This window comes from Roseibacillus ishigakijimensis, from assembly GCF_016595415.1.
GTDB lineage: Bacteria > Verrucomicrobiota > Verrucomicrobiia > Verrucomicrobiales > Akkermansiaceae > Roseibacillus > Roseibacillus ishigakijimensis.
Map to the genome: position 1 here is coordinate 74075 of NZ_JAENIO010000008.1, position 19170 is coordinate 93244.

General features: G+C 51.3%; 20 protein-coding genes. All 20 read left to right on the plus strand.

The genetic code is table 11. The features are described 5' to 3' along the window. The first annotated feature begins 6 nt into the window (after positions 1-6). On the plus strand, positions 7-1122 hold the full coding sequence (gene gmd / locus JIN78_RS04960) for a GDP-mannose 4,6-dehydratase (RefSeq protein WP_200390839.1): 1116 nt from the start codon (positions 7-9) through the stop codon (positions 1120-1122). Between the two features lie 12 nt (positions 1123-1134). Continuing rightward, on the plus strand, positions 1135-1905 hold the full coding sequence (locus JIN78_RS04965; RefSeq protein ID WP_200390840.1) for a WecB/TagA/CpsF family glycosyltransferase: 771 nt from the start codon (positions 1135-1137) through the stop codon (positions 1903-1905). A 5-nt stretch (positions 1906-1910) separates the two neighbouring features. Beyond that, positions 1911-2732, plus strand: a complete 822-nt coding sequence (locus tag JIN78_RS04970; RefSeq protein WP_200390841.1) for a WecB/TagA/CpsF family glycosyltransferase — start codon at positions 1911-1913, stop codon at positions 2730-2732. A 34-nt stretch (positions 2733-2766) separates the two neighbouring features. Further along, positions 2767-3762 carry a UDP-glucose 4-epimerase GalE gene (gene galE / locus JIN78_RS04975; protein WP_200390842.1) on the plus strand — a complete coding sequence of 332 codons (996 nt, stop codon included), beginning with the start codon at positions 2767-2769 and terminating at the stop codon, positions 3760-3762. Continuing rightward, a complete protein-coding gene (gene cysC / locus JIN78_RS04980; RefSeq protein ID WP_200390843.1) occupies positions 3759-4352 on the plus strand; it encodes an adenylyl-sulfate kinase in 594 nt (197 codons plus the stop codon). The genes galE and cysC overlap by 4 nt, the downstream gene beginning before the upstream one ends. 24 nt (positions 4353-4376) lie before the next feature. Then, positions 4377-5282 carry a sulfate adenylyltransferase subunit CysD gene (cysD, locus tag JIN78_RS04985; RefSeq protein WP_200390844.1) on the plus strand — a complete coding sequence of 302 codons (906 nt, stop codon included), beginning with the start codon at positions 4377-4379 and terminating at the stop codon, positions 5280-5282. 44 nt (positions 5283-5326) lie between these two features. Next, positions 5327-5677, plus strand: coding sequence for a four helix bundle protein (locus JIN78_RS04990; protein ID WP_200390845.1), 351 nt, complete (start codon positions 5327-5329; stop codon positions 5675-5677). 24 nt (positions 5678-5701) lie between these two features. After that, positions 5702-6946 carry a sulfate adenylyltransferase subunit CysN gene (cysN, locus tag JIN78_RS04995; RefSeq protein ID WP_200390846.1) on the plus strand — a complete coding sequence of 415 codons (1245 nt, stop codon included), beginning with the start codon at positions 5702-5704 and terminating at the stop codon, positions 6944-6946. A gap of 40 nt (positions 6947-6986) precedes the next feature. Next, the gene (locus JIN78_RS05000) at positions 6987-8417 is read left to right on the plus strand and encodes a polysaccharide biosynthesis protein (RefSeq protein ID WP_200390847.1); all 1431 of its coding nucleotides are present in this window, start codon (positions 6987-6989) and stop codon (positions 8415-8417) included. Between the two features lie 30 nt (positions 8418-8447). Further along, a complete protein-coding gene (locus JIN78_RS05005; RefSeq protein WP_200390848.1) occupies positions 8448-9233 on the plus strand; it encodes a class I SAM-dependent methyltransferase in 786 nt (261 codons plus the stop codon). A gap of 23 nt (positions 9234-9256) precedes the next feature. Next, complete coding sequence (locus JIN78_RS05010; RefSeq protein WP_200390849.1) at positions 9257-10375, plus strand: glycosyltransferase family 4 protein; 1119 nt, start codon at positions 9257-9259, stop codon at positions 10373-10375. 19 nt (positions 10376-10394) lie between these two features. Further along, positions 10395-11303: a sulfotransferase family protein gene (locus JIN78_RS05015; protein ID WP_200390850.1), complete on the plus strand. Its 909-nt coding sequence runs from the start codon at positions 10395-10397 to the stop codon at positions 11301-11303. A 27-nt stretch (positions 11304-11330) separates the two neighbouring features. Then, on the plus strand, positions 11331-12338 hold the full coding sequence (locus JIN78_RS05020) for a glycosyltransferase family 2 protein (RefSeq protein WP_200390851.1): 1008 nt from the start codon (positions 11331-11333) through the stop codon (positions 12336-12338). A gap of 33 nt (positions 12339-12371) precedes the next feature. Continuing rightward, the gene (locus tag JIN78_RS05025; RefSeq protein WP_200390852.1) at positions 12372-12977 is read left to right on the plus strand and encodes an acyltransferase; all 606 of its coding nucleotides are present in this window, start codon (positions 12372-12374) and stop codon (positions 12975-12977) included. Beyond that, positions 12974-14110: an acyltransferase family protein gene (locus tag JIN78_RS05030; RefSeq protein WP_200390853.1), complete on the plus strand. Its 1137-nt coding sequence runs from the start codon at positions 12974-12976 to the stop codon at positions 14108-14110. Before JIN78_RS05025 ends, JIN78_RS05030 begins: the two co-directional genes overlap by 4 nt. 87 nt (positions 14111-14197) lie before the next feature. Then, a complete protein-coding gene (locus JIN78_RS05035) occupies positions 14198-15001 on the plus strand; it encodes a glycosyltransferase (RefSeq protein ID WP_307832979.1) in 804 nt (267 codons plus the stop codon). Beyond that, complete coding sequence (locus JIN78_RS05040; protein WP_200390855.1) at positions 14955-15806, plus strand: hypothetical protein; 852 nt, start codon at positions 14955-14957, stop codon at positions 15804-15806. Before JIN78_RS05035 ends, JIN78_RS05040 begins: the two co-directional genes overlap by 47 nt. 4 nt (positions 15807-15810) lie before the next feature. Beyond that, on the plus strand, positions 15811-16788 hold the full coding sequence (locus tag JIN78_RS05045) for a glycosyltransferase family 2 protein (RefSeq protein ID WP_267907015.1): 978 nt from the start codon (positions 15811-15813) through the stop codon (positions 16786-16788). Continuing rightward, entirely contained in the window at positions 16785-18299 is a 1515-nt protein-coding gene (locus JIN78_RS05050) for a hypothetical protein (RefSeq protein ID WP_200390857.1), read from the plus strand. The genes JIN78_RS05045 and JIN78_RS05050 overlap by 4 nt, the downstream gene beginning before the upstream one ends. Continuing rightward, positions 18289-19167, plus strand: a complete 879-nt coding sequence (locus JIN78_RS05055) for a sulfotransferase domain-containing protein (RefSeq protein WP_200390858.1) — start codon at positions 18289-18291, stop codon at positions 19165-19167. Before JIN78_RS05050 ends, JIN78_RS05055 begins: the two co-directional genes overlap by 11 nt. Positions 19168-19170: the final 3 nt, after the last annotated feature.

Consider the following 19170-nt stretch of genomic DNA (forward strand, 5'->3'; position numbering starts at 1 on the left):
ACAACGATGAAAAAGGCATTAATTACGGGTATCACGGGGCAAGATGGTTCTTATCTAGCTGAATTTCTACTTGATAAGGGCTACGAGGTTCATGGTATCAAGCGACGAGCCTCCTCTTTCAATACCGAGCGGGTGGATCACATCTACGAAGGGCCGCAAACCCAACAGCGCAACTTTCATTTGCACTATGGGGACTTGACCGATACCTCCAACCTGACCCGCATCCTTGCCGCCGTGCAACCGGATGAGGTTTACAATCTCGGAGCCCAGTCCCATGTGGCCGTCTCTTTCGAAGCTCCGGAATACACCGCCGATGTTGACGCCATCGGGACCTTGCGCTTGCTGGAAGCCATCCGCTTCCTGGGTTTGGGAGAAAAGACCCGCTTTTATCAGGCTTCCACCTCCGAACTCTATGGTTTGGTGCAAGAGGTTCCTCAAAAAGAAACTACCCCGTTTCACCCTCGTTCGCCTTACGCGGTGGCTAAAATGTATGCCTACTGGATTGCCGTGAATTACCGGGAAGCTTATGGCATGTATGCCTGTAACGGAATTCTGTTCAACCATGAGTCTCCCCGCCGCGGCGAGACTTTCGTCACCCGCAAGATCACCCGGGGCATTGCGAATATCGCCCTTGGTTTGGAAAAGTGTCTCTATCTGGGCAATATGGATGCCTTGCGGGATTGGGGTCATGCCAAAGACTACGTCCGCATGCAGTGGATGATGCTGCAACAGGAATATCCTGAGGACTTTGTGATTGCGACCGGCAAACAAATCTCGGTCCGTGAGTTCGTGACTCTTTCCGCTAAGGAAGCGGGCATCGAGCTGGAATTCAGTGGCGAAGGGGTGGAAGAAATTGCCACCGTTAAAGCGGTTGATTCTGCCCTCGCTCCTGCCCTTTCGGTGGGAGATGTCATTGTCCGGGTGGATGAGCGCTACTTCCGTCCTGCTGAAGTGGAAACTCTGCTGGGTGACCCCACTAAGGCGAAAGAAAAGCTGGGCTGGACTCCTGAAATCACGGTCGAAGAGATGTGCGCCGAAATGGTGCGCAAGGACTTGGACAAGGCCCGCCAGCATGCTCTGTTGAGCGAGCATGGCCATACCGTGGCTGTGAGCCGCGAATAAACTACTCCCGTTTTGGAATCGATCGCTACTAGAACCGTCCTTGGTCAGGAAGTCGCAGTCGCGGACTATCAAAAAGTCAGCGACTGGGTCTTTCAGCGTTCCGCCAGGCGCGACCGTGCTTACGCGGTGGAGGCCGCCAATACCCACGTCCTGGCCTTGGCCCGTCACGAGAAGGATTCCTTTGGCCGCCAATTGGCCCGCTTCGATTTGATCTGCCCCGACGGCATGCCGCTCGTTTGGACCTTGAACGCTCAGTTGGGTAAGGACGAACGGCTTTCGGATCGCGTCTATGGCCCGACCCTGATGTTGAAGGTGATGGCCGATAGCGAAGGGAGTGGCCAATCCCATTTCCTTTTGGGTGGTCGCGAAGAAACCCTTAACGCACTGGAAGAAAAGTTTGCGAGAGATTATCCCCGGGCCGAGATTGCCGGGAGCTATTCTCCTCCCTTCGGAGAATGGCCGGAAGATGAGTTCGAGCGGATTTGCGAGCGGATTCGTGACTCTGGGGCCGGTCTGATTTGGGTTGGCTTGGGGTGTCCCAAGCAAGAGAAATGGATTGCTGATCACTTGGAAAAACTGCCTCCGGGAGTCTATTTCGGGATCGGTGCGGCCTTTGCTTTTCATGCCGGCGAAGTGTCGCAAGCGCCCTCCCTTTTACAGAAAAATGGTCTGGAGTGGCTTTACCGTTTGGCTATGGAGCCCAAGCGCTTGTGGAAGCGATACTTTGTCTATAACAGCCTTTTCCTGTTTTACTCTTTGCGGAATCGTATGTCAGCCGAGTGACAGTTGTGAACTCATCTTTACCAGTCAACCCCTCCTCCGAGCGCGTCAATATCCTTGGAGTCGGGATCAGCCCTCTGAATCTCGAGAGCGCCGACGAGAAATTACAACAGGCTGTCCAGCAGGCTGGCTGGCAGGGGTTTGTCACCATCACGGGCGTGCACGGGGTTGTTGAGTCCCAGTTTGATGAAGAGCTGAAGAAAGTTCACAATCGCTCCTATCTCTCTACCCCGGATGGCATGCCCATGGTCTGGTTTGGCAAATGGGCCGGGCACAGCGCGATGAATCGGGTCTACGGTCCCGACCTGATGCTTCAAACCATGGAACGTTCGGTGCCTCGGCAAGAAACACATTATTTCTACGGTGGCGCGGAGGGGGTGGCCCAAGAGCTGCATCACTCCCTGGCCAGCCGTTTTCCTGGACTTGAGGTCGCCGGGGTTTTTACTCCACCCTTCCGTCCATTCACTAACGAAGAAGAGCTGGCCCTTCTCAAACAAATTCAAGAAGCCCGGCCTCACTATTTCTGGGTCGGGTTGAGCACTCCCAAGCAAGAACGTTTCATGCATGATTTCTTAGCAAAGTATCCTGACCTCAGTGCAGACTGGGACCACGGATTCGTCATGCTTGGCGTGGGAGCCGCCTTCGATTTCCATTCCGGAAAAGTTCGGCAAGCTCCCCGCTGGGTGCAGCGGTCGGGATTTGAATGGCTTTTCCGTGTTCTCATGGACCCCCGCCGTTTGTGGAAGCGCTATCTGTTTGCAATCTCAGTCTTTCTCTCCCGAATCATTCCTCAGATGAGAGGAGATATCACTTACCGGATGATCCGATAAATAAATGAATCAGCATTTGGAGGTTATCGTATCAATGAATTTACCAACAAACACTAAAGTCCTCGTCACCGGGGGGGCCGGCTACATTGGGTCCCATGCCGTGAGGGCTCTTGTGGCTGCGGGACATCAGGTGACTGTTATTGATAATCTTGTCTACGGTCATCGAAAAGCCCTTGTTGATGATTCAGTTACTTTTGTAGAAGGGGACTTGGGCGATTCGGCTCTGCTGACCCGGCTTTTCGCCACCAATCGCTTCGCTGCAGTGATGCATTTCGCGGCTTTTGCCTATGTCGGAGAGTCCGTCGAAGACCCTCTCAAATACTACCAGAATAATCTATCCGCTCCCCTTAATCTTCTTGCCGTAATGCAAGAATATGGCTGCCAGCAGTTTATTTTTTCGTCCACCTGTGCCACTTACGGCCAGCCGGAGCAGATCCCTATCGATGAAGCGGAGAAACAAAATCCCATCAATCCCTACGGACGCTCCAAGCTCATGCTCGAGCAAATTCTCCGTGATTGCGAAAACGCGTGGGGATTGAAATCCGTTTTTCTTCGCTATTTCAATGCCTGTGGCGCTTCCTTGGATGGGGTCATTGGTGAAGATCATGATCCCGAGACCCACCTCATTCCTCTCGTTCTTATGGCGATTCGTGGGGAGAGGGGAGAACTCTCCGTCTTTGGAGATGATTACGAGACTCCTGACGGCACTTGTGTGCGTGACTATATTCATGTCGAGGACCTCGCCGAGGCCCACGTTCTGGCCTTGGATTATCTGCAAAAAGAAAAATCCTCGAACGTTTTCAATCTCGGCACCGGCAGTGGGATTTCCGTCAAGGAGATCCTCGATATGGCGGAGAAGGTCACTGGTCAGCCTGTTCCTTATCAGATAGCCCCCCGCCGGGAAGGCGATCCTGCGATTCTGATTGCCAAAGCGGAAAAAGCACGCCGCGAACTCGGCTGGACTCCTTCCCGCAGTGATATCGAAACCATTTTGCGCACCGCCTGGGCGTGGAAAGGAAGTTATTCATGAGCAAAGCGACCAACATTCACACCGAGCATCACCGTTTTCTGCGTCGCGAGGACAAGGAGCGCCTTTTGGGACAAAAGGGCACCGTGGTTTGGCTCTATGGTTTGTCCGGGTCTGGAAAATCCACCATCGCCAATGCCGCCGAACGCATTCTTCACGAGGAAGGGCGCATGACCACCATTCTGGACGGCGACAACCTCCGAGCCGGACTCAATGCCAACCTTGGTTTCTCCGACGAGGACCGCAGCGAGAATGTTCGTCGCGTTTCGGAGGTGGCCAAAATCTTCGCCAGCCAGGGCATCATTACCTTCGTTTCCGTGATCACCCCACGCCGTGACCTCCGGGCCTCCGCTCGCGAGGTGGTGGGGGAGGACTTTGCCGAAGTCTACATCAAAGCAGACTTCGAGACCTGTGCCCAGCGGGACCCCAAAGGGCTCTACGCCAAGGTCAAAGCGGGCGAAATCAAGCAATTCACCGGTAAAGACAGCGGCTTCGAAGAACCGGAAAATGCCGAACTCATTCTCGACAGCACCACCAATTCCATCGCAGAAAGCGCCGACCAACTGGTCTCTTTTATTAAAACACGTATCTAACCATTTTCTAACCAGTAATCCTAAATGCCCGATTATTCCCTGAGTCACCTCGACCAACTCGAAGCCGAGGCCATTCACATTCTTCGTGAGACGGCCGCCCAATTCGAAAATCCGGCCTTGCTCTTTTCCGGGGGCAAGGACTCCATTGTGATGGCCCATCTGGCGGCGAAGGCCTTCTGGCCCTCCCGTCTGCCTTTCCCGCTCGTTCACGTCGATACCGGGCACAACTTCCCCGAGACCATGACCTATCGTGATGAGTTCGTGGAAAAGCTCAACGCCCGCCTCGTGGTTGGCTCGGTGCAAGAGTCCATCGACAAGGGTCGTGTGGTGGAGGAAAAAGGAGCCAATGCCTCCCGCAACCGCCTTCAAATTGTGACTTTGCTGGACACCATTGAGGAGCACCAGTTCGATGCCGCGCTCGGCGGAGGCCGTCGTGATGAGGAAAAGGCCCGTGCCAAGGAGCGCTTTTTCTCGCACCGCGATGACTTCGGCCAGTGGGACCCCAAAAATCAACGTCCCGAACTCTGGAACCTCTTCAATGGCCGCAAGCACCAGGGCGAGCACTTCCGCGTTTTCCCGCTCTCCAATTTCACTGAGATGGATGTCTGGATGTATATGAAACGCGAAGGCATCGTGCTCCCCAGCCTTTACTATGCTCACGAGCGCGAGTGCGTCATTCGTAATGGCACCATCCTCGCCGTTTCCGAATTTGTGCAGCCCCGTGATGGCGAGGAAGTGAAGAAGATGATGATTCGCTTCCGCACCATGGGCGATGCCACCATCACCGGAGCCGTCGAATCCGAAGCCGACACCATGGATAAAATCATCGAAGAGGTCGCCGCCGCCCGTCAGACCGAACGCGGCAACCGAGCCGACGACAAGCGCTCCGAAACCGCCATGGAAGACCGTAAGAAGGAAGGATATTTCTAAAACAGTTTTAAGAGTGGCAGTTTGAAGTGTTAAGTGAAACAGCGGTGAGTTATCAATCCTTCGAAGACCTCGCGGTCTGGCAACGCGCTTGTCGGCTTGCTATTCAGGTCTACGAGCTGATGAAAGACTCTCGAGACTTTGCTTATCGCGATCAGATGATCCGCTCCTCACTATCTATTCCTTCAAATATAGCCGAAGGCGCTGAACGAAATTCAAAGAAAGAATTTTGTCGCTTCCTCCATATTGCCAAAGGATCTGCCGCCGAACTCAGAACGCAAATCTATCTGTGTCAAAAGCTTTCTCTTCTTGAAGGAGGGGATGCCCAAAAAGCAATTCAGGAAACCAAAGAGCTCAGCGCGATGCTTCAAGGGCTAATTAAATCCCTTAAAACTTAAAACCAAAAACTTTTAACTCATTTCATGGACCTTCTCCGATTCACTACCGCTGGTTCCGTCGACGACGGAAAATCCACTCTCATTGGCCGCTTGCTCTATGATTCCAAGAGCATTTTCGAGGACCAACTCGAGTCCATTGAGGAAAGCTCGCGTAAAAAAGGCGACGAACACGTCAATCTGGCCCTCCTCACCGATGGTCTCAAGTCCGAGCGCGAGCAGGGCATCACCATTGATGTTGCCTACCGCTACTTTGCCACACCCAAGCGCAAGTTCATCATCGCGGACACTCCCGGCCACGTGCAATACACCCGCAACATGGTTACCGGCGCTTCCACCGCCAACCTCGCCATCATTTTGGTAGATGCCCGCAAAGGAGTCATCGAGCAGACCAAGCGCCACTCTTTCATCGCGGATTTGCTCCGCATTCAACACGTTGTACTCGCCGTCAACAAGATGGACCTCGTCGACTATTCCGAGGAGCGCTTCAATGAAATCGTGGAAGAATACACCGCCTTCGCTTCTCGCCTCGGCAATATCGTCGACATCGAGCCCATTCCCATCTCGGCCCTGAACGGCGACAACGTGGTCGACAAGTCCCAGAACATGGACTGGTATCAGGGCCCGACCTTCCTCTACCACCTCGAGAATGTCTACATCGGCGGTGAGGAGAACCATGTCGACGCCCGCTTCCCGGTGCAGTGGGTTATCCGTCCCCAGAGCGATCAGTATCACGACTTCCGCGGCTACGCCGGTCGTGTTGCGGGCGGCGTTTTCCGCCCCGGTGACGAAGTCTCGGTTCTTCCCTCTGGCTTCAAGACCACCGTCAAAGCCATCTATCACGATGAAAAGGAGCAGGATGAAGCCTTCGCCCCCCAATCGGTCTGTATCACCCTCAATGACGAAATTGACATTTCACGCGGGGACATGATCGTCAAGCCCAACAACCAGCCCAAGGTCGAGCAAGACATTGAAGCTATGGTTTGCTGGTTCTCCAACACCCCTATGCAGGTGCGCGGCAAATACCTCATCAAGCACACCAGCCGTGAAACCCAGGCCATGGTCCGCGAGCTGCGCTACCAGGTGGATGTCAACACCTTGCACAAAGTAGAAGAAGCGGAATCTCTCACTCTCAACGAAATCGGCCGCATCAAGCTGCGCACCGCCGTGCCTCTCCTGCACGATACCTACCGCCGCAACCGCAACACCGGTTCCTTCATCCTCATCGACCCCGGCACGAATGAGACCGTGGCGGCAGGGATGATTGTGTGAGCGAACTCTGTGGCGCAAAGCTTGAATCCATATTAGAGTTGTGATCAGAAATCTCGTTACCAAATTATGGAATTCGGGTACCGCCACGCAGTGGTTAAGTCTTTTAATCAAACCACTGCGTCTATTTCTTTTGACGCCGCTCATTCTTACTCAGTGGAATTCGAGCGAAGTGGCAGCCTTTTACATTGTAGCATCAGTCGCTGGATTTACAGCAATTGTGACTGAATTCCTACCTGGGATATTGTCTCCAGTATTTTCCTACTATTATGCCGGCGTCCGAAACCTACAGGAAATAGGTAAAGAAAAACTTGAAAATAAGAGACCAAACTGGGAAGGGTTTGCCAATGCCTTTGCAACTCTACGCAGAATTCAGGTATCAATTAGTTTTTTGCTTGTAACTATTGTCGTTGTCGGAGTGTTGGTTGGTCTGAGTCGGCAAATCGGTTGGGAGCAGTTTCAAAGCCACTACATTTGGGTGCCTCTTCTTCTTTCCCTTCAGGTTCTTTTCCAAGTTGTCATGGGTGGTGTTGGAGGAGCCCTAAAAGCTTCCGGAAATGTCGCTCTTGTCAACAAAAATGGCTCTTTTTTCGCCTTTGCTCAAGTCGTCTTAGGCTCTTTGATTGTTTCGTTGGGAGGTGATTTAACGTTCTTGCTTATCGGGCAACTAATTGTTGATGCTCTCAACCGTCTAACGTTACGGCAGCTAATGAAAAGTAAGATACCTAAGGTTCTAAATGGTCGCTATGATCCGGCTGTCGCTACCTATTTGAAAAAGCCAGCTTTTCGAGGTATTATAGGTGTAATGAGTTCCGTGGGCTTGCAAAAGATTAGTCCGGCAATGGTAGCTGGCTTGTTGTCGAATAAGTCGCTCGTCGTCTTTTCTCTTTCCTTAACGTTTGTAACTACCTTATCAACTGCCGCGAAAGCTGTAATTGTGAGCCAAATTCCACGTTTGAGTCGTTTATATTGCCAAAAAGACCTTGAGAAATTGAAAGTAGTTTCGATTGATCGTATTTCGATAACTTTGATAATTTATCTATTAGGAGTTGCTCCTGGTGTTTTTGCTGTCTACTATGTGCTGTCTTTTTCGAATAAGTGGCCTGAACACGGCGGCTTTTCTTTGCTCATTTTATTTGCTCTCTTCGAGTTTTGCCGTCTGCTCGTCTCGAGCTTGGTGATGGTCTATAACGTGACGAATGAGAGACCGTTTTACCTCCGGACGTTAGTGGGTGCCCTAATTACGTTGCTTGGATTCTCTCTCTTACAGATTTCCAATACCGGGTCTCTGCTAGCCGTTGCCTGTGTGAGCGCGATGCCTCAAGTTGCAACGACATTGGGATTGAGTGTTCGAAAGTTTTGCTCACTAGTCCGCTATTCACCAAGCGAACTGTTTTTCGCGTTTTCTGAGAGATTGTCAGTTCCTGTTATTAATAGTTTTTGTCGCAAGTTGATCAGTGCTTTGTATAGATAATGTTGAAGATTTAGTTTGTATTTTGAAAATGTGAAAAGTGAAACAGTAAAAAAATACTACGATAAATTTTCCGAAAAATTCGAGAAAGATGTCGTTTACGGAAACTTGCGGGTAGAGTATCAAAAGCATTTTCTGAAAGGAGTTACTCATCCGGGAATTCAATCTGTTTTGATTATTGGAGCTGGTTATGGTGACCTTGCTCCGGTCATCCGGAAGAAGGTGGGCCCGGAAGCTAGGATTCTGGGTTTGGACATTAGTTCGGACGCCATCGATCGGGCGAATAAGCTTTTTTCTAATGAAAAAACGCGTTTTAGAGTCTGTGATATCTGTGCGGATGAAGACGAACTCGAGGGGACATATGATTTAATCATTTTTCCAGACTGTTATGAGCACCTGCCGAGGGAATCCCGTCCAACTGTTCATCGAAAACTCGCTATGCACTCGCATCGCGGGACACGGATTGTTTTGACCGTTCCATCTTTGAGTAAACAGGCCGCATTGCGGGCGAATGGGGAGGGGCTTCAAATCGTAGACGAAGACGTATCCGTTGAAGATTGCCTTCAGTTGGCCAAGGATGTTGATGGCTATCTCGCTTCCTTTCAGCAAAAGTCGATTTGGAAATCGTGTGATTATTATCATATTCTTATCTGTGTTGGAGAGGAAAGTCTCCAAGATAGAAACCCGACAACCGATGGGTTTTTTATGACTAAACTTGGAGCCTTCTCCCCTCAGGGAACACTCGAAAGACGCCTGAGGCCGTATCGCCGATTAGCTCAAATGTTAAGGGAGCGTGAACTTAGAAAAATTGGATCGTGAGGGTAGCACTGGTTTGTCCAAAAGTGGGAATCCTCACTGAGACTTTTATCAAACGCTATGCACAAGAGTTGCAGCCTGAGGGATTAGTTACGCTTGGCCGCTTGCAAGAGATCAATGGTTGGGAGGGACCTGACGGTAAAACAACAATATTGGAAAAAAGTGTTAGTCCTCGTGAAAGAATCGAACATGTGATTTTACGTAAGCTCAATCGCTTACGCTTCCGTCCTTATCTCTGGAGTGATGAGCGGCGTTTTCGTCAATCATGCCGCTCTTTGTTTAAGGAACATGAGATCACGACCGTTTTCTCTCAGTATCTGCACACGGGTATCCATATGGACCCCATATGCAAAGAGTTAGGATTGCGGCATGTGGTGAGGGGCCACGGCTATGATATCACGCAAATTCCCAAATCAAAATGGGGTCAGCGTAACTACCATTTGTTGAGCGAGATTGACTGCCTTGTTGTTCCGACCCCCTACCAATCCGAGCGATTGGGCGAGCTTGGAATCTCGCAAGAGCGCATTCATGCCATTCCCTACGGTGTCGAATTACCCGATTCTGCGAGTCTCAAAAGAGCCGAGGCTGGGGATGAGGTTGTCCGCTGCCTTTCGGTAGGTCGTTTCACGCCCAAGAAAGCCCCTGAGAAAACACTTAGAGCCTTCATTGCGGCTGCGGCGGAGAACGCTCGCCTTTCTCTCACCATGATCGGTGACGGTCCATTATTTGGCGAGTGCAAAGAACTGGCCGAACGATCCGCCGTACGCGACCGTATCTCGCTTCTCGGTGCGCGACCGAATGCTGATGTCAAGAAATTGATGGCATCTGCGGACCTCTTCCTTCAGCATAGCATCACCCCCGATAACGGGGATCAAGAAGGGGCCCCCGTTGCGATTATGGAGGCGATGGCGTTTGGCTTACCTGTTGTCTCAACCCGTCATTCCGGAATTCCCTATCAAGTTGACGAAGAGGTGACCGGCCTTCTCGTTGATGAGGGAGATATTTCTGGAATGAGCCGTGCAATCAGCGAACTCGCTGCTGATAAGAAACGAAGAAAAGAATTCGGTGTCGCAGGTCGGGCTAAGGCGGAAGCGCAATTCACTTGGAAGGCAGAGAAAGAGAGTATTCTCAAGCTCTGTCGATAGATCTGGTGCTCACACAACTATGACTCCTGACTTCATTATACTTGGAGCGATGAAAGCGGCGACCACTTCGTTGCACGCGATGCTGGTGCGCCATCCAAAGATTTTCATACCGAAAGGTGAGCTGTTTTACTTTGACTGTGAGGATTGCCTTGAGCATCCCGATTTTTTCCCTTGGAGGTGTTTGTCAAGGGGAGCGGATGTAGCGGGGCATAAGGAGCGTTATCGAAATTGGTATAATATGCAATTCGAGTTCGCAGCGCAGGATCAGCTCATTGGTGAGGACTCGACAACCTATCTCAGTAGCGAGCTGGCCCCAGCGAACATTCAGGCAGAAGCCCCGCAAGCAAAACTGATTGTGATGTTGCGAGAGCCCGTCTCGCGAGCTTACTCACATTATTGGCATCTCTTTAAGACCAACAGAGCCACTTGCTCCTTTGAGGAAATGCTCGCCCGTCAACCCGCTTCTCTTTTAACGAGAGGTCTCTATGCCCGCCAATTGGAAAATTACTATCGGCTCTTTCCGCGTGAACAGATACTCGTCATCTTTTTCGAAGATTTCGTGCAAAAGGCTGCGGAGGAAACTGCTCAAGTCCTCGCTTTTCTTGGCATAGAAGCCCTCAAAGAGGTTTGTGAGCCATTGCATACGAATTCAGCGGAAATGCGTCGTTTTGTGAGCGCACACTTGGTCTGGAATCGCTTGCGGGCCGGAAACAAGCCCGACTACCAAACACGCTTTGAGCTGCGCCCTAAAGGGAAGAGCCCCCTCTTGGACAGAGTTTACAACCGCTGGCTGAATCCTATTATCGAGGCCAAGCCTCCCCGAATAAGCCCAGATACCAAGGCTTATCTCAGGAATTATTACAAAGCTCCCAACGAGCATCTTGCTGGCTTGCTCAACCGGGGGCTTCCCGGCAATTGGACCTTTTAAGCTCGAGTTAAGTTTCACTTCCTCTCAATGAACTCTCAGGTCTCCATCATAATCCCTCTTTTCAATCGAGAAGATCTGATCGGCGAGACTTTGGAGTCGATTCAGGCCCAAAGCTATCAGAATTGGGAGGCGCTGGTGGTGGATGATGGCTCGACAGACGGGAGTCGCGCGGTGGTCGAAGGTTTCGGCGAGAGAGATAAGAGGGTGCGATTGCTGGAGTGGGGGGAGGCTCCCAAAGGAGCCTGTTCCTGTCGCAATAAAGGATTGCAGGAAGCCCAGGGTGAGTTCGTGATCTTTCTCGATTCCGACGATCTGCTGACTCCCGATGCTCTCGCCCGCCGAGTGGAGGCCCTCGCTGCCGCCCCCGCATTGGACTTTACGGTTTCGGGGACGGTGATTTTCGACAGTAAGATAGGGGATGTTTCCCGCTATCTGTGTTTTCCTCACGAGACGGATTGCAGCGATACGGAACGCTTTTTTCTCTTTGACCATCCTTGGTTAACCACCGGTCCGACATGGAGACGGTCTTTCCTCCAAGAAAATCACCTGCAATGGAGGGAAAATTTGGATCGCTGGCAGGACCTCTTCTTCCATTTGGATTGTCTCGCCTATTCACCTGTTTACCAGAGGCTTGCCGGCTATGATAACGGATGGCGCAGAGACGCCCCTGACAAGATCACTAGGCTGAAGAATGTGGAGAAAGAATCGTTGCTCGTCTTGCTCTCAGCTCTCAAGGATATCGAACTTCGGAAGGAGCAAGGTCCGCTTTATGAGAAAAATATTGCGGTGGTTTATTCCGCTTTCAGTCAGGCTTTTCGCGCACGCGGAGTTGCAAAGTGGCTCGATGAGCTTTCCCCTCAAGAAGGGGGGCTTCTCGTTGAATGTTACTCGAAAAGCCCCAGGCATCGCTGGAGCCTTTCTCTCCGGTCTCGGAGGTTCGCTAATTGTCTGACCCGAGTGATTCCACCGTCTGCGGAGCAGAGGGTTGAGGAGAAGTTTCTTCGCCGAGTCGTGAGGAAGCGGCGTGTCATGTAGTCCAACTTCGCAATTTTATTAGCGGTATTCCTTATGACTCTTTCCCAAAAGACCAAAAACCTCATCAGATTGTTAAAAATGCTGAGAAGGCATTTCGCCAATCTTGTAACTTTCGACTCGAGGGGAGCGGTGATTGGACCTTTTGTGCGCATCCAGGGGGGAGAGCGCATTCTTCTGAGTGATGGGGTGTTTGTGGCGAATTTTACAACCCTGATGACCTGTCCCGCTGGGGCGAAAACAGAGCGTGATGCCTTCCTCCGCGTCGGCTCTGGGAGTTATATCGGAGAATGCGTCAACATCCGGGCCGCTGGAGCTGATATCAACATTGGCCGCGATGTGATGATTGCAAACAATACTGTGATCGTATCGTCCAACCATGGCTTCGCCTCCGACCGACCTATCAGCGAACAAAGATATACTGATTGCGAGGTGTCGGTCGACATTGGGAACGGAGCTTGGATTGGAGCGGGTGTCAGTATTCTTGCCGGGGTCAAGGTTGGTGCAGGGGCGGTCATCGCCAGTGGGGCGGTTTTGACGAAGTCAGTTGGAGAAAACGAAATCTGGGGAGGTGTTCCGGCAAAGCGTTTGGGATTTCGGGAAGCGACGAAGAACCAGAAGGTCGGATCTGAGGGCCAATGAATAAGCCACAACATATCCTTTCGCAAACTGGCATTCGGGGTTTGGCTGCCTTACTTGTTATCCCGAGTCATTTGGGCTTGGGGACGACCTTGCCAGAATGGGAAGGAGCTGTGGTCCCTTTCTGTAGTGCGGCGACAGCAGTGAATGTTTTCTTCGTTCTTTCCGGGTTTGTCTTGTGCTATGTTTACCAAGCAGACGAGGAAAGGAACGAGGGTCGGTTGATTGGGTGCTCGTGGAAGAAGTTTTACCTCGCGCGATTTGCGCGGATCTATCCTCTTTATTTTATTTTGACGCTTCTCGCGTATGGAGTCTCACTTTTGACTCATACCGATGGAGCAGGGCAGTCCTTCGTTAAAGATGGTGCCAAGACGGTGCTCCAGCTTCTCTTTCTCCACCCATTTCCCGGTCTTGCTTTCAATGGCTGGATTGTGCCTTCTTGGTCCCTTGCGATGGAAGCGCTCGCTTATGTTCTCATTTTTCCTGGTCTTCTAGCTCTTGGAATGCAGCGAGCGAAACTAGGAAAGGTGCTGATCATGATTTTCCTAGCTCCAGTAGTTTACGAGCTACTCGCGATTCCGCTACGGCAAACGGATGAGCCGTTCTACAGAGGCTGGGGTGCGCTTCTGAGAGTCACAGTTTATTTTCCTTTGGGAATGCTCCTTTACCAGTTGTTAAGATTGAGGCCCGGTTGGGTTCAGATTGCTTCTAGCCATGCGACATGGGCTACCTTCCTCGTTCTCATTTGGCATTGTTTCGACAACTTGGTCTTTCCCGGATTATCTCTCCTAAGCCAATGGGGTGTGGTGTTTCTCATTTTTTGTTTTCTGCAAGATTCAAAGTCTTTGGCTTCGCGTTTCTTTAGCTCACGATGCATGCAGTGGCTGGGTGCTGTCTCCTATTCTGTTTATCTTTTTCACGTTCTTCCGGGTGCAAAACTCGTGTCTGGTTTGGGAGAAGGTTTTTTTGAAAACATGGCATTTGGCTGGCGTCTTGGCTTTGTGGTTGCACAAATCGGATTCATTCTCCTCATCTCTCACCTGCTCTTCCACTTTGTCGAAATGAGAGGGAAGAGGTGGGTTCTTTCTCATTTTCAGGCCAAAAAGACTCCCACCCTAAAGAGTGCCCCCTTCTGAGGGAAAGGCTTTCCGGCTCCAGCAGGGGAGAAAGCACCCGGAGGCGAGAGGCTCAAATTTATCCCAACCTTGAAGACGTCATATGCAGTGTTGATCCGGACGCGCGATTCCGAGGCGACCATTAGGGAGGTGCTCACTGGACTGTTGAATCAGAGGTTACCACCTCGCCGGGTAGTGATCGTCGACAATCAATCCCGGGACGCGACTTTGGCGATTGTTCACGAGCTGGTTCCCGAGGCCGTCGTTGTTGAGTACCCTGCCGGGGAACCCTTTAACTATTCCAAGGCACTGAACTTGGGAATGGCGGAAGTCGATTGTGAGTTTTGTCTCATTGTCAGCTCTCATGTCATCTTAAAGCGATTTGATGTGACGCAAAAATCCCTTAGCTTTCTGAGAGAGAGCCCGAAGTATGGCGCAGTGGTCTATGGTTCGGTGAAGGATCGCGACCTCTCGTTCAATGCCCCTTCTCCTTCCATCACGGATGCGGCGTCGGAAGCGAACAATAGGGGGCAGATGATTCGAACGAGCTGTTGGGTTGAAGAGCCGTTCTGCGAGACCATTCCAACGTGTGAAGATCAATTGTGGTCGCGCGCGATTAAGGCCCGTGCTTGGGCAGTCGCAGTATTGCCGGAAGTGATTTCCTACGAGAACCCGTATAAGAATACGGCCAAACGGGTGCAGGAGGCTTACGTGATGGGCAGATGGATCGACACCTGGGGGGACACCGGCCGTGCCTCTCTCTGTTCGGTCCGGGTTCTGCTCATCAAGGGAGCAAGGTTTCGCTTGCGGGAGGGCCTGGCCGAAATACAGGTCCTGTTCTCTAGGCTGCTGGGTAAGGCCGGAGTTGAGCGAAACTACGGGTCAAGTTCATATCGAAAAAGATTGGGTTAAGATGTCGGTAGAAGATGCGAAAAGTTTGTTTTGGTTTGTCCATATGCACAAAGCGGGAGGGACGACTATTGTTAAGTGTGCGGAGAAGAATCATGAGATTTTGACGGACTCGGGAAATGGAAACATTTTAGAAGAGGATGGCACAGAAATTGACTATCGTGCTCTCGATGGGGACGGGTTGCGGTCTCTGGTTTCGAGACTACTGAACGGAGGAGTAACCTTTGTGGCTTCCGAGTTCAGTGTGCCGAATCTGGAGGTCCTTTTGGCCCACCCGCAGGTGAAAGTCTTTACCTTTCTGAGGGAGCCGGGCGCCCGGTTTCTCTCGAATTTTCGTTATGATTATCAGCATCAATTTTTTCGGGGTGACTGCGATTGGACGACGTTCTTCCGGCATAAAGAGCAGTCTTTTTACTATGAAAACTATTACACCCGGATCTTATCCCGTGTTTTGACGGGGAATTTGAGGCAAAAAGATTGTGAACGTGCTTACGAAATGATCAAAAGCTTTGATTTCGTGGGTGTTCTGGAGGACGAGCGTTCGTGGAGCTGTTTTTTCGAATGGGCGGGATGGGAGCCGGTGAGGCTCAACGCGAATTCTTCGAGTGATAGAAGGGCATTCTTCCGTTATTTGAAGCGACCGAAGAAGTGGGGGGCCGCTTATCGGATGGCTCGGTTTTCGCCTCCTCCTCCCGAGGATTTCAATAAGGTGTGGAACCTTCTCAATGAGAGTGATATGAGGATCTACCGATGGGCTCAAGAAGAGCTTCGTTCAGCGGAGTCGAGGCAAGCGCCAATTGAAGGATAAGAAGATGGAAGTGGTCGTCTCCATAATTATCCCCACTTTCATGAGAGAGCGTGTTCTCGTGGAAACGCTTGAATACCTTTGGAAGCAGGATTTTTCTTGTTTTGAAGTGATTGTGGTGGACCAGACGCCCCGGCACGAGCCCGAGGTGGAAGCCGCTTTGACAGGGATGCGGGAACGGGACAATTTTCATTGGCTGCGCGCCGAAGGATGGGCGAATTTGCCGGCAGCGCGCAACCGGGGTTTGGAACGCGCGCAGGGGGAGCTGGTTCTTTTCCTCGACGATGATGTCATCTTGGATGGGGACTACTTGAGCCAGCTAACGAAAGCCTTTGCGGAGAGTGGGGCGGATAGTGTGGTGGGACCGGTTTTACAGCGAGGAGAGGATGAACCGCGCTCGCTGGCCGATGGCATCCCCAATCCGGAGGACCCTCTGGGTGAGCTTCGCTCGGCTTGGGTGGAAGGGGGCCGGGGCTGCAATATGGCATTTCGGTGTGAGGTCCTTGGTCGAGAAGGGGGGCTTTGGTTCGATCCCCGCTATCTGGGCAATGCCATCTTGGAAGAAACGGATCTCTTTGTGCGCCTCCGGGGCCGAGGGGGGAAAGTTTGGCTGGATGAGCGCTTGCCGGTGATCCATCTCGCCGATCGGGTCGGGGGCTGCCGGGCGGCCACCTTCCGGGAAGGCAAGCGCTTGCCCAAGCATTTTGTCCTCTTTTTCCACAATCACCTGCTCTTGGGCTGGAAACGAAACGGGTTCGCCGGGGCTCTCTCTGGAGGCTGGAAGCAGTACCGCAGATTGAGTGAAGAGGTTTCTTTCCAACGGAAATTGTTTCTGTTTCTCGCTTTGGGAGGGGGCGGGCTTCGTTTGTTGCCCACTGTTTTCGTTGACCGGGGGCCGCAATCTTCCGAAGAAGGGGGCCGCTTTCCCGTGGGACATGGAGATGCCGAGAACCTTTCTTCCCCTGAACCTGCTGCTACCCAATGAATAAGAAAATCGCTACCCCCCTCATCGTTGGTCTGGGCCTCATCATGGTCCTTTTCGTGGTCATTCAGATGCTTACCTCGGGACGGAATGCTTTGGGGGAGTTCTACAAGTATCTTCTCCCTATGGCCTTCTTTCTCGGCTTTGCTGCTCCCAAGCTGAGTCTCTACGTTTTGGCCATCTTGGCCATCTACGTTGACTTGGGCAAAAAGTTGCTGGTGGTGGGAGAGAATCTCTTCTTCACGGATTTGTTCTTCGTGCTCGGCACTCCTTCGGTTCTCCTACTTGGAGCCTGTCTCTCCCGTTCCTTGCGGCTCTTTTTCAACTGGAACTCACCAGAGGTCATGTTGGAACGGAAAAGTTTTTTGTTGTCGATAGGCGTTATGTTTGCGCTCTCCATACTTGTCCTTGCGCGTGCCGGCTTAAGCGTAGAATCGGGTAAGGATCTGGCGGTGTCTGTGGCCTATTTCGGATTACTTTTCCTTGTTCCGTCTGTGCTTCGTAGTCGAAGCGAGGTTTTTAGCTACTTGCGGTTTCTTTTTATAATTATGGTTCCCGCTGCGGGTTACGCAATTTACCACTTCTTGCACGGAATGAATGATTTCGAACTCACTTATTACGCCTCGGGATTTTCGCGAAATGACATCTATGTTTTCAACGGGGAAGGCGTTTTTGGGCCATTTGCCTCCCAAGGGGCTCTATCCTCCGCCATGATGGCAGCAGCCGTGCTAACAGTTTCTGCGATGGTTCTTTCAAAAAGCGAACGCAGAAAATTGGTAGGCACGCCTCTCGCGTTGATTCTCATTTTGCTCTTTGTTACCGCCGCAGTGATGTCTCTCAAACGGGGGCCTCTTCTCATTCTTCCCATGAGTCTCGCTCTTTACTTCATTCTTCGCAATCGAGCAGGATACGTGGTTATGGTCTTTGGTGGAGTAGCCTCTCTCGCTGGGCTAGTGTTTTACGGAGATTGGGTTGCTCAACAACTTCCCGAGTGGCAGCGTTGGCTCAATAGTGCCCTCAGTCTTACCGGAGATGCTGAAAAAAATCTGTTCCGTATACGAACGCTAAATGTGCGAATGGTCGAATTTTCGAGTCTAGCGGATTCTCGAAACTGGGTCCCGTTCGGTCTTCTCTTCGGACAAGGAAATGAAGCCTATGGCTATACTCTCCATGCGGGAGTGGTGTCTCTCGTTTACCGGTTGGGTTACATTCCCTTGCTCGTTCTTGCTGCTGTGGCTGTTCCTCTTTCTTGGTATCTTCATGGGATGTATCTAGAAGTTTATCGCGACGGGAAACGATTAGCGGCCTATTGCTTCTGCTTGGGTCTCGCCCTCATTATTGTACCGATGCTGGGATTTGGCGTGTGGCGAACTTTTCCGGTTCCGTATTTTCTGGGTCTCTCATTTTCGATCTTTTGGCTATTACGCTACCTCCCTTTGAATTCGCCTGAAGCTCTTTCCGTCAGCGAACAGGAAGCGAATGAGGCTATTTTGAGTAAATCTTATGCGCAATAAAATTAAGCAGGCCTTGATCAAAGGTTCGCCCCGCCTATATACTCAGGTTTCGCGCGCCGTTGCTTATTGTGATTACCGGGCTGAGACACGATTGATAAAAGGTAGATCTGCAAATGACTCCGGCCCGAATTCAATCCTCTACTTTACTTATTATCGCTGTGGCTCACAGGTGTTCAAGAAGGTCCTGCAGCGACTTTTTAGGCAGCAGGAAAAAAGTTTGAGCTGGATTGATTTCGAGGCGTATCTGATGCATCGCGAGCCTGAGAAGGGTAACATTGAAGATCGCATCGGTGAATTTTTGCCCGCTTTTCGAAAGACCGGCTATTTTTACGGTCCCCATTATCACCCTGTGCGTGAGCTCATTGGTGGTTCGGAAATCAGAAGCTTTTGTTTGCTAAGAGACCCAAGGGATGTCCTCGTTTCTCATTATTATTCTCTAGGGTTTGCTCACACGGTAACAAATATGAAGGCGGTTGAGCGGAGGAAAGAGGTTGCGAGTATGTCTGTGGATGAATTCGTCTTGCATCCACATTTTTTGGGAGAAATTAAGGACCGCTATCGTGTCTATTTGGATGAATTTTATCAGTATGGCGAGTCCGAGCGATTCTTTCGTTACGAAGATATGACTAGAAACATGGGCGGCTTTCTTGCCGCGTTCGCCTCATCTTGCCAGTTAGATGTTTCTCTGGAAGATATCGAGAAAGTCTGTCAAGGCGTGATCACTGAATCAGTGAAGGAGAATAAGATCTCGCATAGGCGTAGTGGGAAGTGGGGCCAGTTTCGTTCGAAGCTTGAACCGGAGACTCTCGAGCGACTTGAGGAAGAGCTGGGAGACCTTCTGGAACCATGGCGTGATCTCTCCTCTTAAGAC

Bases quoted from the DNA above. Each gene is read 5' to 3' on its own strand.
- cysC (WP_200390843.1), top strand. From the start codon at position 3,759: ATGAGCAAAGCGACCAACATTCACACCGAGCATCACCGTTTTCTGCGT.
- JIN78_RS05030 (WP_200390853.1), top strand. From the start codon at position 12,974: ATGAATAAGCCACAACATATCCTTTCGCAAACTGGCATTCGGGGTTTG.
- JIN78_RS05055 (WP_200390858.1), top strand. From the start codon at position 18,289: ATGCGCAATAAAATTAAGCAGGCCTTGATCAAAGGTTCGCCCCGCCTA.
- cysN (WP_200390846.1), top strand. From the start codon at position 5,702: ATGGACCTTCTCCGATTCACTACCGCTGGTTCCGTCGACGACGGAAAA.
- JIN78_RS05050 (WP_200390857.1), top strand. From the start codon at position 16,785: ATGAATAAGAAAATCGCTACCCCCCTCATCGTTGGTCTGGGCCTCATC.
- JIN78_RS05045 (WP_267907015.1), top strand. From the start codon at position 15,811: ATGGAAGTGGTCGTCTCCATAATTATCCCCACTTTCATGAGAGAGCGT.
- cysD (WP_200390844.1), top strand. From the start codon at position 4,377: ATGCCCGATTATTCCCTGAGTCACCTCGACCAACTCGAAGCCGAGGCC.
- JIN78_RS05025 (WP_200390852.1), top strand. From the start codon at position 12,372: ATGACTCTTTCCCAAAAGACCAAAAACCTCATCAGATTGTTAAAAATG.
- gmd (WP_200390839.1), top strand. From the start codon at position 7: ATGAAAAAGGCATTAATTACGGGTATCACGGGGCAAGATGGTTCTTAT.
- JIN78_RS05020 (WP_200390851.1), top strand. From the start codon at position 11,331: ATGAACTCTCAGGTCTCCATCATAATCCCTCTTTTCAATCGAGAAGAT.
- galE (WP_200390842.1), top strand. From the start codon at position 2,767: ATGAATTTACCAACAAACACTAAAGTCCTCGTCACCGGGGGGGCCGGC.
- JIN78_RS05015 (WP_200390850.1), top strand. From the start codon at position 10,395: ATGACTCCTGACTTCATTATACTTGGAGCGATGAAAGCGGCGACCACT.